This is a genomic window from Klebsiella sp. 2-CIP_Kleb. (assembly GCF_050378715.1).
Classification (GTDB): Bacteria; Pseudomonadota; Gammaproteobacteria; order Enterobacterales; family Enterobacteriaceae; genus Klebsiella; species Klebsiella quasipneumoniae.
This window is the reverse complement of the sequence record NZ_JBNRLG010000007.1, coordinates 258,876-273,169: the sequence shown is the minus strand read 5'-3', so window position 1 is coordinate 273,169 and position 14,294 is coordinate 258,876. Positions and strand designations below refer to the sequence as shown.

At 56.4% G+C, this 14,294-nt stretch carries 13 protein-coding genes; 11 read left to right on the top strand and 2 right to left on the bottom strand.

Annotated elements, in window-relative coordinates; genetic code table 11:
• Positions 1–54 precede the first annotated feature (54 nt).
• From rplM to nanQ, 11 genes are all read left to right on the top strand, one after another.
• Positions 55–483: a 50S ribosomal protein L13 gene (gene rplM / locus ACQUTP_RS21440; RefSeq protein ID WP_002918559.1), complete on the top strand. Its 429-nt coding sequence runs from the start codon at positions 55–57 to the stop codon at positions 481–483.
• 15 nt (positions 484–498) lie between these two features.
• A complete protein-coding gene (gene rpsI, locus ACQUTP_RS21435; protein WP_000829818.1) occupies positions 499–891 on the top strand; it encodes a 30S ribosomal protein S9 in 393 nt (130 codons plus the stop codon).
• Between the two features lie 57 nt (positions 892–948).
• Positions 949–1,233, top strand: coding sequence for a hypothetical protein (locus tag ACQUTP_RS21430; protein WP_136023330.1), 285 nt, complete (start codon positions 949–951; stop codon positions 1,231–1,233).
• Positions 1,203–1,841 carry a stringent starvation protein SspA gene (gene sspA, locus ACQUTP_RS21425; RefSeq protein ID WP_002918467.1) on the top strand — a complete coding sequence of 213 codons (639 nt, stop codon included), beginning with the start codon at positions 1,203–1,205 and terminating at the stop codon, positions 1,839–1,841. The genes ACQUTP_RS21430 and sspA overlap by 31 nt, the downstream gene beginning before the upstream one ends.
• Positions 1,842–1,844: 3 nt before the next feature.
• Positions 1,845–2,339, top strand: a complete 495-nt coding sequence (gene sspB / locus ACQUTP_RS21420; protein ID WP_002918465.1) for a ClpXP protease specificity-enhancing factor — start codon at positions 1,845–1,847, stop codon at positions 2,337–2,339.
• Between the two features lie 93 nt (positions 2,340–2,432).
• The gene (gene nanR / locus ACQUTP_RS21415; RefSeq protein ID WP_004206225.1) at positions 2,433–3,212 is read left to right on the top strand and encodes a transcriptional regulator NanR; all 780 of its coding nucleotides are present in this window, start codon (positions 2,433–2,435) and stop codon (positions 3,210–3,212) included.
• Between the two features lie 148 nt (positions 3,213–3,360).
• Positions 3,361–4,254: an N-acetylneuraminate lyase gene (nanA, locus tag ACQUTP_RS21410; RefSeq protein WP_004206223.1), complete on the top strand. Its 894-nt coding sequence runs from the start codon at positions 3,361–3,363 to the stop codon at positions 4,252–4,254.
• A 104-nt stretch (positions 4,255–4,358) separates the two neighbouring features.
• Entirely contained in the window at positions 4,359–5,846 is a 1,488-nt protein-coding gene (locus ACQUTP_RS21405; protein WP_285755827.1) for an MFS transporter, read from the top strand.
• 49 nt (positions 5,847–5,895) lie between these two features.
• Complete coding sequence (locus tag ACQUTP_RS21400; RefSeq protein WP_065802882.1) at positions 5,896–6,585, top strand: N-acetylmannosamine-6-phosphate 2-epimerase; 690 nt, start codon at positions 5,896–5,898, stop codon at positions 6,583–6,585.
• The gene (gene nanK / locus ACQUTP_RS21395) at positions 6,582–7,466 is read left to right on the top strand and encodes an N-acetylmannosamine kinase (RefSeq protein WP_285755831.1); all 885 of its coding nucleotides are present in this window, start codon (positions 6,582–6,584) and stop codon (positions 7,464–7,466) included. Before ACQUTP_RS21400 ends, nanK begins: the two co-directional genes overlap by 4 nt.
• On the top strand, positions 7,453–7,920 hold the full coding sequence (gene nanQ / locus ACQUTP_RS21390; RefSeq protein ID WP_285755832.1) for an N-acetylneuraminate anomerase: 468 nt from the start codon (positions 7,453–7,455) through the stop codon (positions 7,918–7,920). Before nanK ends, nanQ begins: the two co-directional genes overlap by 14 nt.
• Before the next feature lie 71 nt (positions 7,921–7,991).
• On the opposite strand, the gene gltD is transcribed toward nanQ, so the two are convergent.
• Both gltD and gltB read right to left on the bottom strand, forming a co-directional pair.
• The gene (gltD, locus tag ACQUTP_RS21385) at positions 7,992–9,410 is read right to left on the bottom strand and encodes a glutamate synthase subunit GltD (protein WP_004206218.1); all 1,419 of its coding nucleotides are present in this window, start codon (positions 9,408–9,410) and stop codon (positions 7,992–7,994) included.
• 9 nt (positions 9,411–9,419) lie between these two features.
• Positions 9,420–13,880 carry a glutamate synthase large subunit gene (gene gltB, locus ACQUTP_RS21380; protein WP_428902431.1) on the bottom strand — a complete coding sequence of 1,487 codons (4,461 nt, stop codon included), beginning with the start codon at positions 13,878–13,880 and terminating at the stop codon, positions 9,420–9,422.
• Between the last annotated feature and the right edge of the window lie 414 nt (positions 13,881–14,294).

Genomic DNA, 14,294 nt, shown 5'->3' with positions numbered 1-14,294 from the left:
ACTAAACGTTTGGGTGTTCACCAACGTGTAACTTATTATTTGGGTAAGCTTTTAATGAAAACTTTTACAGCTAAACCAGAAACCGTAAAACGCGACTGGTATGTTGTTGACGCGACCGGTAAAACTCTGGGCCGTCTGGCTACTGAACTGGCTCGTCGCCTGCGCGGTAAGCACAAAGCGGAATACACTCCGCACGTTGATACCGGTGATTACATCATCGTTCTGAACGCAGAAAAAGTTGCTGTTACCGGCAACAAGCGCGAAGACAAAATGTACTACCACCACACCGGCCACATCGGTGGTATCAAAGAAGCGACCTTTGAAGAGATGATTGCCCGCCGTCCTGAGCGTGTGATTGAAATCGCGGTTAAAGGCATGCTGCCAAAAGGCCCGCTGGGTCGTGCTATGTACCGTAAACTGAAAGTTTACGCGGGTAACGAGCACAACCACGCGGCACAGCAACCGCAAGTTCTTGACATCTAATCGGGATTATAGGCAATGGCTGAAAATCAATACTACGGCACTGGTCGCCGCAAAAGTTCCGCAGCTCGCGTTTTCATCAAACCGGGCAACGGCAAAATCGTTATCAACCAGCGTTCTCTGGAACAGTACTTCGGTCGTGAAACTGCCCGCATGGTAGTTCGTCAGCCGCTGGAACTGGTTGACATGGTTGAGAAACTGGATCTGTACATCACTGTTAAAGGTGGTGGTATCTCTGGTCAGGCTGGTGCGATCCGTCACGGTATCACCCGCGCTCTGATGGAGTACGACGAGTCCCTGCGTTCTGAACTGCGTAAAGCTGGCTTCGTCACTCGTGACGCTCGTCAGGTTGAACGTAAGAAAGTCGGTCTGCGTAAAGCACGTCGTCGTCCGCAGTTCTCCAAACGTTAATTGTTTTCTGCTCACGCAGAACAATTTGCGAAAAAACCCGCTTCGGCGGGTTTTTTTATGGATAAAACGACTGTTATCCACAAGCTTACCGCCGGTTCTCGCCACTTTTTCAGCATTTCCAGAATCCCCTCACCACAACGTCTTCAAAATCTGGTAAACTATCATCCAATTTTCTGCCCAAATGCTGGTGATTGTTCATTTTTTGTTTTATTCGTGAACGAAGGTGACATCGCGCTAATGGGGTTTTTACATCTGGCTGGCCATGAGTGGCTGGCAGCAGTACAAAATTCTGAATATACCTGGAGGTTTTCATGGCTGTCGCTGCCAACAAACGTTCGGTAATGACGCTGTTTTCTGGTCCTACTGACATCTATAGCCATCAGGTCCGCATTGTGCTGGCCGAGAAGGGTGTCAGTTTTGAGATAGAGCACGTGGAGAAGGACAACCCGCCTCAGGATCTGATTGACCTCAACCCGAATCAAAGCGTACCGACGCTGGTGGATCGTGAGCTCACTCTGTGGGAATCCCGCATCATTATGGAATACCTGGATGAGCGTTTCCCGCACCCGCCGTTAATGCCGGTTTATCCGGTGGCGCGTGGCGAAAGCCGTCTGTATATGCAACGTATCGAGAAGGACTGGTATTCGCTGATGAACACCATCCAGAGCGGTACCGCAGCGCAAGCTGATGCTGCGCGTAAGCAGCTGCGTGAAGAACTGCTGGCCATCGCGCCGGTCTTCACCCAGAAACCTTACTTCCTGAGCGATGAGTTCAGCCTGGTGGATTGCTACCTGGCGCCGCTGCTGTGGCGTTTGCCGGTTCTCGGTGTGGAGCTGGTTGGCGCAGGCGCGAAAGAGCTCAAAGGCTATATGACTCGCGTATTTGAGCGTGATTCCTTCCTCGCTTCTTTAACTGAAGCCGAGCGTGAAATGCGCCTCGGTCGGGGCTAAATAATGGATGTATCACAGCTGACGCCGCGTCGCCCGTATCTGCTGCGGGCGTTTTATGACTGGCTGCTGGATAACCAGCTGACGCCGCACCTGGTGGTGGATGTCACACTGCCGGGCGTGCTCGTGCCGATGGAGTACGCGCGCGACGGGCAAATCGTTCTCAATATTGCTCCGCGTGCGGTAGGTAATCTTGAGCTGGCGAACGACGAAGTGCGCTTCAACGCGCGCTTTGGCGGCGTGCCGCGCAACGTGTCTGTCCCGCTGGCTGCGGTACTCGCCATCTATGCCCGTGAGAACGGCGCTGGCACGATGTTTGAACCGGAAGCGGCCTATGACGAAGACGTCAGCAGCCTCAACGATGATGACGTCGCGCCTGAGAGTGAAAGCGAAACGGTGATGTCGGTGATTGATGGCGATAAGCCGGACAATCACGACGACGATCCTGACGACACGCCGCCGCCGCGCGGTGGCCGCCCGGCGCTGCGCGTCGTGAAGTAATCCTTACCAGGCCCTTCGGGGCCTGTTTTATGCTCTCTGCAAAATTCTTGTGTTAAGATGGAACAGCCGTCACATGCTGTCACAAATCACGCAATGGTCCCTATGAGCGCATTTGATCCACAAGCCGAAGATACCCCGTCCTCCATTGGCAACAGCCTTGGCCGCCGTCCTCTGGCGCGCAAAAAACTGTCTGAAATGGTGGAAGAAGAGCTGGAGCAGATGATCCGGCGCCGGGAGTTTGCGGAGGGTGAACAGCTGCCGTCCGAACGTGAGCTAATGACCTTTTTTAACGTCGGACGTCCTTCGGTTCGTGAAGCGCTGGCGGCGCTGAAGCGTAAGGGACTGGTGCAGATCAGCAACGGCGAACGCGCTCGCGTTTCCCGGCCTTCAGCGGACACCATCATTGGCGAGCTTTCCGGCATGGCGAAAGACTTTTTGTCTCACCCTGGCGGTATCGCGCATTTTGAACAGCTGCGTCTGTTTTTTGAGTCCAGTCTGGTTCGCTATGCCGCAGAACACGCCAGCAATGAGCAGTTGGAAAAGCTGACGCAAGCGCTAAAGATCAACAGTCAATCGCTGGATGACAATGCGCTGTTTATCCGCTCTGACGTTGAATTTCACCGCGTGCTTGCGGAAATCCCCGGTAATCCAATCTTTATGGCTATCCATGTGGCCCTGCTGGACTGGCTAATCGCCGCCCGGCCAACGGTGCCCGAGCGCGAACTGCACGAACATAACAGCGTCAGCTATCAACAGCATATCGCTATTGTTGATGCTATTCGTCGTCGCGATCCTGACGAAGCCGATCGCGCCCTCCAGACCCACCTCAATAGCGTATCCGCCACCTGGCACGCCTTAGGTCAGAAAGCCTGATCTCATAGTTTACCCTCACGATCCTGAGGATCGTTTAGTGAAATAGATCGCATTATAAGCGTTCTCTATTACTCTGCTGCTTATTTGATCTGGTATAACAGGTATAAAGGTACATAGTTAATCATTAAAAATTCACAAAGAGGTAGATATGGCGGTCAATTTACGTGGGGTTATGGCGGCGTTGCTTACGCCGTTCGATGGGCAGCAAAAACTGGATAAAGAGAGCCTGCGTCGACTGGTGCGATTTAATCTGCGCCAGGGTGTTGATGGACTATATGTTGGAGGATCTACCGGTGAAGCCTTTGTCCAGAGCGGCACAGAGCGTCAGGAAGTGCTGGAGATCGTAGCGGAAGAGGCGAAAGGCAAAATGACTCTTATCGCCCATGTCGGCTGCGTGAGTACCCTCGAAAGCCAGCAACTGGCAAGGGCTGCGGTAGGTTATGGCTACGATGCTGTCTCCGCCGTCACGCCGTTCTATTATCCGTTTAGTTTCGAAGAACACTGCGCGCATTATCAGGCCATTATTGAGTCGGCTGATGGCTTGCCGATGGTGGTGTACAACATCCCGGCGCTAAGCGGCGTGAAGCTGACCCTCGATCAAATCAATACCCTGGTGACGCTGCCTGGCGTCGGTGCGCTAAAGCAGACTTCAGGCGATCTATTCCAGATGGAACAGATCCGACGGGCTCATCCGGATCTGGTGTTGTACAACGGTTACGATGAGATATTTGCCTCAGGCCTGTTGGCAGGAGCTGATGGCGGTATTGGGAGTACTTACAACATCATGGGCTGGCGTTACCAGGGAATGGTCGCGGCGCTGAAAGTGGGTGATGTTGCCAAAGCACAGCAGCTGCAATGTGAGTGCAATAAGGTAATCGACCTGTTGATTAAAACCGGCGTATTCCGTGGTTTGAAAACCGTATTGCACTATATGGATGTGGTCTCTGTGCCGCTGTGCCGTAAGCCGTTTGCACCGGTAGACGAAAAATTCTTGCCGGAGCTGAAAGCGCTGGCGCAGCAGCTAATGCAGGAACACGGCTGATCGGTAGCCGGGTGGCGACAGTGCTTTACGGCCTGCGGTTGCTCTTTCCTGGCCGGGCAAGCGAAGCCCCCTGGCGCGACAACAAACATCGTCGGGAGAGTAAAATGAGTACACTGCCCCAGAACATCCCGTGGTACCGCCATCTTAGCCGTCCCCAGTGGCGGGCTTTTTCCGCCGCCTGGCTCGGGTATTTGCTTGATGGTTTTGATTTTGTATTAATCGCCCTGGTGCTCACCGAAGTGCAGGGGGATTTTGGCCTGACGACCGTTCAGGCTGCAAGTCTCATCTCAGCGGCTTTCATTTCTCGCTGGTTTGGCGGTCTGATGCTTGGCGCGATGGGCGATCGCTATGGTCGACGCCTGGCGATGGTGACCAGCATTATTCTGTTCTCTCTCGGTACGCTGGCCTGCGGTTTTGCGCCGGGTTACACAACAATGTTTATCGCGCGTCTGGTTATCGGTATGGGAATGGCTGGAGAGTACGGCTCCAGCGCCACTTACGTTATCGAAAGCTGGCCAAGGCATTTACGCAATAAGGCCAGCGGTTTTCTGATTTCCGGGTTTTCCGTTGGCGCAGTTATCGCCGCGCAGGTTTATAGCCTGGTGGTACCCGTCTGGGGCTGGCGCGCGCTTTTTTTCATCGGCATTGTTCCCATCGTATTTGCCCTCTGGCTGCGGAAAAATATTCCGGAAGCCGAAGACTGGAAAGAGAATCATGAAGGCAAAGAACCGGTACAGACTATGGTCGATCTGCTTTATCGCGGCAAGCATCGGGTTATTAACATCCTGATGACCATCGTGGCGGCGACTGCCCTATGGTTCTGTTTTGCCGGTGGCTTACAAAATGCAGGTATCGTTCTGCTGCTGGGCGTAATGTGCGCGGTGATATTTATCAGCTTTATGGTGCAGAGCAGCGGTAAACGCTGGCCTACGGGCGTGATGCTGATGGTGGTGGTACTTTTCGCCTTCCTTTATTCATGGCCAATTCAGGCGCTGCTGCCGACTTATCTGAAAACCGAGCTGGCCTATGACCCGACGACGGTGGCAAAGATTTTGTTTTTCAGCGGGTTTGGCGCGGCGGTTGGCTGCTGTGTGGGCGGATTTCTCGGGGACTGGCTGGGCACCCGCAAGGCCTATGTTTACAGCCTGCTGGCTTCACAGTTGTTGATTATTCCGGTCTTTGCAATTGGCGGCACAAACATCTGGGTTCTTGGCCTGCTTCTGTTTTTCCAGCAGATGTTAGGGCAGGGGATCTCCGGGATCTTGCCAAAACTGATTGGCGGCTATTTCGATACCGATCAGCGGGCGGCTGGACTTGGTTTTACCTACAACGTGGGGGCGCTGGGAGGCGCGATTGCGCCGGTGCTGGGTGCCTTAATTGCCCAGCGTTTGGATTTGGGTACCGCGTTGGGATCGCTCTCTTTTGGTCTGACCTTCGTTGTAATCCTGCTGATTGCGCTGGATATGCCGTCCCGCGTACAGCGCTGGATTCGGCCGGAAGCGATACGAACTCATGATGCGATCGATGGTAAACCTCTAATCGGAGCGGTGCCTTTTGGTGGTAACAAAAGCGGCTTAGTTAAGACCAGATAACAACAGCCCGGCTGCGGTGCCGGGTATTCATATTTATCAGGGAGCGAGTATGTCTTTGCTTAAAGAATTGGATTTACGCATTAGCGCTAACGGCGGTCTTATTGTTTCCTGTCAACCGGTACCCGGCAGCCCATTGGATAAGCCGGAGATCGTTGCCGCGATGGCGCTGGCGGCGGAGCAGGCCGGGGCGGTCGCGTTGCGCATTGAAGGCGTAGAGAATCTGCGCGCGGTACGCGCGCAGGTAAAGGTGCCGATTATCGGCATTATTAAACGCGATCTGGATGATTCGCCGGTAAGGATCACGCCCTATCTGGAAGATATCGATGCATTGATGCAGGCTGGCGCCGATATTATCGCCGTTGATGGCACAGAGCGAGCGCGCCCTGTTCCAGTGGCAACGCTACTGGCGCGTATCCACCAGCACAAGCTGGTGGCGATGGCCGACTGCTCCTCTCTTGAGGATGGCCTGACCTGTCAGGCTCTTGGCGCGGAAATCATCGGCACTACGCTGTCGGGCTATACCATGGCGTATACCCCGGATGAACCAGATCTGGAGCTGGTGAAAGCGCTGGCGGAGGCCGGCTGCAGGGTGAATGCGGAAGGGCGCTACAACACACCGGCTCAGGCAGCGGAAGCCATACGCCACGGTGCGTGGGCGGTGACCGTTGGTTCTGCGATTACCCGCCTGGAACATATTTGCCAGTGGTATAACACGGCGTTAAAAGAGACGAAGTCATGACGACGCTGGCGATAGATATTGGCGGTACGAAGCTTGCTGCGGCGCTGGTAACGGATGACCTGCTGCTCTGCGATCGTCGCGAGCTACCCACTCCTGCCAGCAAAACAGCGGATGCTCTGAACACGGCGCTGGAGGCGCTTGTCAGGCCTCTGTGCATGCGGGCAAAGCGCGTCGCGATAGCCTCGACCGGGATTATTCGTGAAGGAAACCTGATTGCAATTAATCCACAGAATCTTGGCGGACTCATGCACTTCCCGCTGGTAAAAACGTTACGAGAAATAACCGGTCTGCCAACGCTGGCGATAAATGATGCTCAGGCGGCAGCCTGGGCGGAATACCAGGCGATGGCTGATAAGGTCAGCGATATGGCGTTTATTACCGTTTCTACCGGGGTTGGCGGCGGCGTGGTGAGCAACGGTACTTTACTTACCGGGGCCGGAGGCCTGGCCGGACACCTGGGGCACTCGTTAGCCGATCCTGACGGACCGCTTTGCGGCTGCGGTCGCGTCGGCTGCGTAGAGGCTATTGCTTCCGGACGGGGAATCGCCGCGGCGGCAACTGACGATCTCTGCGGACTGGATGCGAAATCTATTTTTACTTTTGCGGCGCAAGGCCACCCGCAGGCGCGTTTACTCATTCAGCGCTCGGCACAAACTTTGGCGCGGATGATTGCCGATGTTAAAGCGTTGACCGATTGCCAGTGCGTGGTCGTTGGCGGCAGTATTGGCCTGGCGGATGGGTACTTACCGTTGGTGAGGGACTATCTGGCGCAAGAACCGGCTATTTACCAGGTTCCATTATGCGCAGCACACTATCGCCATGATGCTGGCCTGCTGGGAGCGGCGCTATGGGGCAAGGAGAGAAGCCATGATAATCGGTGATGTAAACAATCCATTGTTGGCTGGCGTGTCGTCGGGGCTACAAAAGGCGATATCCCTCGCCCTGGATCATGATTTATTGAGTCTTTCTCCCGGAAGCGTTGAACTTCAAGGGGATAATGTCTTTATGAATGTGATGCAGTTTATGACGGAGTTTCCGGCAGATAAAAAGGCTGAACTACATACGAAGTTTATCGATATCCAGATATTACTGGCGGGCGAAGAGCAGATTTTTTTCGGCGTAGCCGGCTCCTCAATGCAGTGCGAGGAGATGCACGTTGAGGAGGATTATCAGCTGTGCAACGCGATTGATGGCGAACAGTCGGTCATTCTGACGCCAGGTATGTTCGCGATCTTTATGCCGGGTGAACCGCATAAGCCAGGATGCGTAATAACCGAGCCCGCAGAGATAAAAAAAGTGGTGATTAAAGTCAGCGCAAATTTGTTAAGCGCATAAATAAGCCCGATGGGATTAACCATCGGGCCTGAGTCCCATACCCGGATAAAACCGCTATCCGGGTATTCGCATTACACTTCCAGGTAATTCAGGATCCCGTCCGCCGCTTTACGTCCTTCGGCAATCGCGGTGACTACCAGGTCGGAACCGCGCACGATATCGCCACCGGCGAAGATTTTCGGGTTGCTGGTCTGGAAGGCGTTCTCGCTGCCTTCCGGGGCAATGATGCGGCCCTGGGAGTCCAGCTCGACGCTGTGCTTCGCCAGCCACTCCATGCTGTGGGGACGGAAGCCAAACGCCATGACGACGGCGTCTGCCGGCACCACGTGCTCAGAGCCGGGAACGATCTCCGCGCGACGGCGGCCTTTTGCATCCGGCTGGCCCATCTCGGTGCGCGCCATCTTCACGCCGCACACTTTGCCGTTGGCATTCACTTCCACACCCAGCGGCTGGACGTTGAACTGGAACTCCACGCCTTCTTCACGCGCGTTTTTCACTTCGCGTTTTGAACCCGGCATGTTCTCTTCGTCACGACGATAGGCGCAGATCACGTGAGCCGCATTCTGACGGACGGAGGTGCGTACGCAGTCCATCGCGGTGTCGCCACCGCCGAGAACCACCACGCGTTTGCCTTCCATGCTGACGTAGGGCTCATCGGCGGTTTCGCCAAAGCCCATGATCTGCTTGGTATTGGCGATCAGGAACGGCAGCGCGTCGTAGACGCCCTGGGCGTCTTCGTTGTCCAGCCCGCCGCGCATTGACTGATAGGTGCCAACGCCGAGGAACACCGCATCGTACTCTTTCAGCAGGTCGTCAAGCTGCACGTCACGGCCCACTTCGGTATTGAGTTTGAACTCAATGCCCATGCCGGTGAAGATCTCCCGGCGGCGGGTCATCACCTCTTTTTCCAGCTTGAACGCCGGGATACCGAAGGTCAGCAGGCCGCCGATTTCCGGATGGCGGTCAAACACCACCGCCTTGACGCCGTTACGGGTCAGGACGTCGGCACAGGCGAGGCCCGCCGGGCCAGCGCCGATGATAGCGACGGTTTTACCGGTCGGTTTCACGCCGGAGAGATCCGGACGCCAGCCCATCTCGAATGCTTTATCGTTGATATAGCGTTCGATGTTGCCGATGGTCACCGCGCCGAACTCATCGTTCAGCGTACAGGAGCCTTCACACAGGCGGTCCTGCGGGCAAACGCGCCCGCAGACTTCCGGCAGGGTGTTGGTCTGGTGCGACAGCTCAGCCGCCTCAAAAATACGTCCCTCGTTGGCCAGCTTCAGCCAGTTCGGGATGTAGTTATGCACCGGGCACTTCCATTCGCAGTACGGGTTGCCGCAGGACAGGCAGCGATCTGCCTGCGCCTTGGCCTGGCCTTCTGAAAACGGCTCGTAAATTTCCACAAATTCAATTTTACGGATCTTCAGCGGTTTCTTTGGCGGATCAACGCGCTGCAGGTCGATAAATTGATAAACGTTCTGACTCATCTTAACCCCTTACTGCGCCTGCACCCGCAGCTCAGCTGCGGAACGACTACGGTGACCCAACAGTGCTTTAACATCGCTGGACTTCGGTTTAACCAGCGCAAACTTCGCGGAGAAGGCCGGCCAGTTGGCGAGGATCTCTTCGCCGCGTTGCGAACCGGTAAGCTGTACGTGCTCGGTGATTAAACCGCGCAGGTGCTCTTCATGGATGGCCAGAGAGTCAACGTCCAGCACTTCCACCAGCTCCGGATTCACGCGCTTGCGGAAGTCGCCATCTTCATCCAGGACATAGGCAAAGCCGCCGGTCATCCCTGCGCCAAAGTTGACGCCGGTTTTACCGAGCACGCAGACGATGCCGCCGGTCATATATTCACAGCCGTTGTCGCCGATGCCTTCCACCACGGTAATGGCGCCGGAGTTACGCACCGCGAAACGCTCACCTGCGCGGCCTGCGGCGTACAGACGACCACCGGTCGCGCCGTACAGGCAGGTGTTGCCGATAATGCTGGCTTCGTGACTGCGGAAAGCGGAGCCCACCGGAGGACGAATGGCCAGCAGACCGCCCGCCATGCCTTTGCCGACATAGTCGTTGGCGTCGCCCGTCAGATGCAGTTCCACGCCGCCGGCGTTCCACACGCCGAAGCTCTGGCCCGCGGTGCCGCTAAAGTGAGCGACGATCGGGTCGCCCGCCAGTCCCTGGTCGCCATGGGTCTGGGCGATATACCCGGACAGCGAGGCCCCCACGGAGCGGTCGGTATTGCGGATATCGAACCAGAACGTTTTGCTCTGCTTTTCATCCACGTACGGTTTCGCCTGCTGCAGCAGCTGGGCGTTGAGCACGCCGTTATCGAACGGCGGGTTATTTTCGGTGCAGTACAGCGCTTTGCCAGGATGCGGCTCTGCGGTCTCCAGCAGTTTACCCAGATCCAGTTTCTGCTGCTTGGCGGTGAACCCATCCAGCTCTTTGAGCAGATCGGTGCGGCCAATCAGATCCACCAGTCGCTTGACGCCCAGCTGGGCCATCAGCTCGCGGGTTTCACGGGCGATAAATTCAAAGTAGTTGGTCACTTTGAACGGCAGACCGTGATAGTGGTTCTTACGCAGTTTGTCATCCTGGGTCGCCACGCCGGTCGCGCAGTTGTTCAGGTGACAAATACGCAGGTATTTACAGCCCAGCGCCACCATCGGGCCGGTGCCGAAGCCGAAGCTTTCCGCGCCAAGGATCGCCGCTTTGATGATATCGAGGCCGGTTTTCAGGCCGCCATCCACCTGCAGACGGATCTTGTGACGCAGACCGTTAGCGACCAGCGCCTGCTGGGTTTCCACCAGACCAAGCTCCCACGGACAGCCGGCATATTTCACTGAAGTGAGCGGGCTTGCTCCGGTGCCGCCGTCGTAGCCGGCGATGGTGATCAGATCGGCATAAGCCTTGGCTACGCCGGTGGCGATGGTGCCCACGCCCGGTTCAGAAACCAGCTTGACCGAGATCATCGCTTTCGGGTTGACCTGCTTGAGGTCGAAAATCAGCTGCGCCAGATCCTCGATAGAGTAGATATCGTGGTGCGGCGGCGGGGAGATCAGCGTCACGCCCGGTACCGAATAGCGTAGTTTGGCGATGTACGGGGTGACTTTATCACCCGGCAGCTGACCGCCTTCACCCGGCTTCGCGCCCTGGGCGACTTTGATCTGGATAACGTCGGCATTGACCAGATAGGCTGGGGTGACGCCGAAGCGGCCGGATGCCACCTGCTTGATGCGCGACACTTTGTTGGTGCCGTAGCGCGCCGGGTCTTCACCGCCTTCACCGGAGTTGGAGAAGCCGCCGATGCTGTTCATCGCTTCCGCCAGCGATTCGTGCGCTTCCGGACTCAGGGCGCCGATCGACATCGCTGCGGTATCGAAGCGTTTAAACAGCTCCTTCGCCGGCTCCACGTCGTCGATGCTGATGGCATCTTCGCCCGGGTTGAGCGCCAGCAGATCGCGCAGCGTGGCCGCCGGGCGTTCGTTAACCAGCTTCGCGTATTGTTGATAATCGCTGTACTCACCGCTCTGCACAGCCTGCTGCAGGGTGCGCACCACGTCCGGGTTGTAGGCGTGATATTCGCCGCCGTGAACGTACTTCAGCAGACCGCCCTGAGCCAGCGGCTTGCGCGCCAGCCATGCGCGTTTCGACAGATTCAGCAGATCCTGCTGGAAATCGTCGAAGCCGGCGCCGCCGATGCGGCTGACCACGCCCTGGAAGCAGAGGTCGGAGACATCGCGATGCAGACCGACCGCTTCGAACAGCTTCGAGCAGCGGTAGGAGGCGATGGTCGAGATCCCCATCTTGGACATGATCTTATACAGACCTTTGTTGATACCGTTGCGATAGTTCAGCATCACCGCACGGTACGGTTTATTGATGGCTTTGCTGTCGACCAGCTTCGCCAGCGTTTCATAGGCGAGGTACGGATAGATAGCTGTCGCGCCGAAGCCCAGCAGCACGGCGAAGTGGTGCGGATCGCGGGCGCTGGCGGTTTCAACGATGATGTTGGCATCGCAGCGCAGACTTTTATCGACCAGACGGGTCTGGATCGCGCCAACGGCCATCGGCGCCGGCACCGGCAGGCGGTCTTTGGCGATGTTACGGTCGGAGAGGACCAGCAGCACGGTACCATCGCGTACCATCTGCTCCGCTTTGTCGCACAGGGCCTTCACCGTCTCGCTGAGGGAAGCCTCTGCTGGGTTGAAGGTGATGTCGAGGACGTCGGCACGATAGTGCTCTTCTTCCATCGTCGTCAGCTGTTTGAAATCGGAGTACAGCAGGATCGGCGATTTGAAGCTCAGACGATGCGCCTGGCCTTCCGCTTCGCAGAAGACGTTCATTTCGCGACCGATGCTGGTGGCCAGCGACATGACGTGCGCTTCACGCAGCGGATCGATAGGTGGGTTCGTCACCTGGGCGAACTGCTGACGGAAGTAATCGTAGATAATGCGCGGCTGGCTGGAAAGGACGGCAAACGGCGTGTCATCGCCCATAGAGCCGACCGCCTCCTGGCCATTTTCGCCGAGCACGCGCAGAACCGAGTCCAGCTCTTCCGCGCTGTAGTTAAACTGTTTCTGGTAGCTGGCCAGCAGATCGTCGTCCAGCTGGCGGCTGCCAACCTCTTCGTCCGGCAGATCTTCAAACGGCACCAGGCGACGAACGTTTTTCTCCATCCACTCTTTATACGGATGGCGGCTCTTCAGATCGTCATCGGTTTCCGCCGAGTGCAGAATGCGTCCGGCACGGGTATCGATAACCATCAGCTCGCCCGGGCCCACGCGGCCTTTTTCAACCACTTCGTCCGGCTGGTAGTCCCAGATGCCGACTTCAGAGGCGCAGGTGATGAGCTTATCTTTGGTAATGACGTAGCGCGCCGGGCGCAGGCCATTACGGTCGAGGTTACAGGCCGCGTAGCGACCGTCGGACATGACGATGCCCGCCGGGCCGTCCCATGGCTCCATATGCATGGAGTTAAAGTCGAAGAACGAACGCAGCTCCGGATCCATATCCGGGTTGTTCTGCCAGGCTGGCGGCACCAGCAGACGCATGGCGCGCACGATGTCCATCCCGCCGGCCAGCAGCAGCTCCAGCATGTTGTCCATTGAACTGGAGTCGGAGCCGGTTTCGTTAACGAACGGCGCGGCGTCGTGCAGGTCCGGGATCAGCGGGGTCTGGAACTTATAGGTACGGGCGCGAGCCCACTGGCGGTTGCCGGTGATGGTGTTGATTTCACCGTTGTGCGCCAGGTAGCGGAACGGCTGTGCCAGCGGCCAGCGTGGTACGGTGTTGGTGGAGAAGCGCTGGTGGAACAGGCAGATAGCCGACTCCAGGCGCAGGTCCGCGAGGTCCAGGTAGAAGCGCGGCAAATCCGCCGGCATACACAGACCTTTATAGATGTTGACCAGGTTGGACAAGCTACAAACGTAGAAATCTTTGTCTTCCTGCAGGCGTTTTTCAATGCGACGACGCGCAATAAACAGACGGCGCTCCATATCGCGCGGGCGCCAGCCGGCCGGGGCGTTAACAAAGATTTGCTCAATACGGGGCAGCGAGGAGAGGGCGATTTCACCGAGCACGCCTTCGTTGGTCGGCACATCGCGCCAGCCGACGATCGACAGGGTCTCAAGCTGAAGTTCTTCTTCAACGATGCGGCGCGCCGCTTTCGCCAGTTCAGGATCTTTATTCAGGAACAGCATCCCAACGGCGTAGTTTTTGGCTAAACGCCAGCCGCGCTCTTCGGCAACGATGCGGAAGAAACGATCGGGTTTTTGCAGCAGCAGACCGCAACCGTCGCCGGTTTTACCATCGGCAAGGATTGCGCCACGGTGCTGCATGCGGGCCAGTGCGTGTATCGCGGTTCGCACTACCTTGTGGCTAGGTTCGCCTTCTATGTGGGCGATCAGGCCGAAACCACAGTTATCCCTCTCAAGGGATTTGTCGTACAACATATCAGTGAACCTCCCCAGGCTCTACGGACCCCCTCCGATACCGATTGCGCACAGGCACAGAAAGAGCATGGCGACGGGGTTTGCACCTCGCATTCGCCCTCTTTAAATCCTTTTCGCATCGGTACACAAGTTTGAGGACTTGCTGTTAAGAGGGAATCTCAATTACTGCATAAATATGATGAGCAGAGTGCTCATCCAGAAAGCTTCCAGCGGATTCCCAACTTATCGGGAATCCACACTTACGTCAAATGGCAATCTTATTAATACAAAAATGTGCTATGCAGGTATTAACTTGTTGTTTTTAAAATAAATAATGCCATTTTTTATGCTTTGGATACGCCTGCAGAGGGTAAGGCTAGTGTGATCTGTCTCACTGTGCGCGCGGCTTTGCATTACCGATCTACGCTGAAATAC

Bases quoted from the DNA above. Each gene is read 5' to 3' on its own strand.
- rplM (WP_002918559.1), top strand. From the start codon at position 55: ATGAAAACTTTTACAGCTAAACCAGAAACCGTAAAACGCGACTGGTAT.
- rpsI (WP_000829818.1), top strand. From the start codon at position 499: ATGGCTGAAAATCAATACTACGGCACTGGTCGCCGCAAAAGTTCCGCA.
- ACQUTP_RS21430 (WP_136023330.1), top strand. From the start codon at position 949: ATGGATAAAACGACTGTTATCCACAAGCTTACCGCCGGTTCTCGCCAC.
- sspA (WP_002918467.1), top strand. From the start codon at position 1,203: ATGGCTGTCGCTGCCAACAAACGTTCGGTAATGACGCTGTTTTCTGGT.
- sspB (WP_002918465.1), top strand. From the start codon at position 1,845: ATGGATGTATCACAGCTGACGCCGCGTCGCCCGTATCTGCTGCGGGCG.
- nanR (WP_004206225.1), top strand. From the start codon at position 2,433: ATGGTCCCTATGAGCGCATTTGATCCACAAGCCGAAGATACCCCGTCC.
- nanA (WP_004206223.1), top strand. From the start codon at position 3,361: ATGGCGGTCAATTTACGTGGGGTTATGGCGGCGTTGCTTACGCCGTTC.
- ACQUTP_RS21405 (WP_285755827.1), top strand. From the start codon at position 4,359: ATGAGTACACTGCCCCAGAACATCCCGTGGTACCGCCATCTTAGCCGT.
- ACQUTP_RS21400 (WP_065802882.1), top strand. From the start codon at position 5,896: ATGTCTTTGCTTAAAGAATTGGATTTACGCATTAGCGCTAACGGCGGT.
- nanK (WP_285755831.1), top strand. From the start codon at position 6,582: ATGACGACGCTGGCGATAGATATTGGCGGTACGAAGCTTGCTGCGGCG.
- nanQ (WP_285755832.1), top strand. From the start codon at position 7,453: ATGATAATCGGTGATGTAAACAATCCATTGTTGGCTGGCGTGTCGTCG.
- gltD (WP_004206218.1), bottom strand. From the start codon at position 9,410: ATGAGTCAGAACGTTTATCAATTTATCGACCTGCAGCGCGTTGATCCG.
- gltB (WP_428902431.1), bottom strand. From the start codon at position 13,880: ATGTTGTACGACAAATCCCTTGAGAGGGATAACTGTGGTTTCGGCCTG.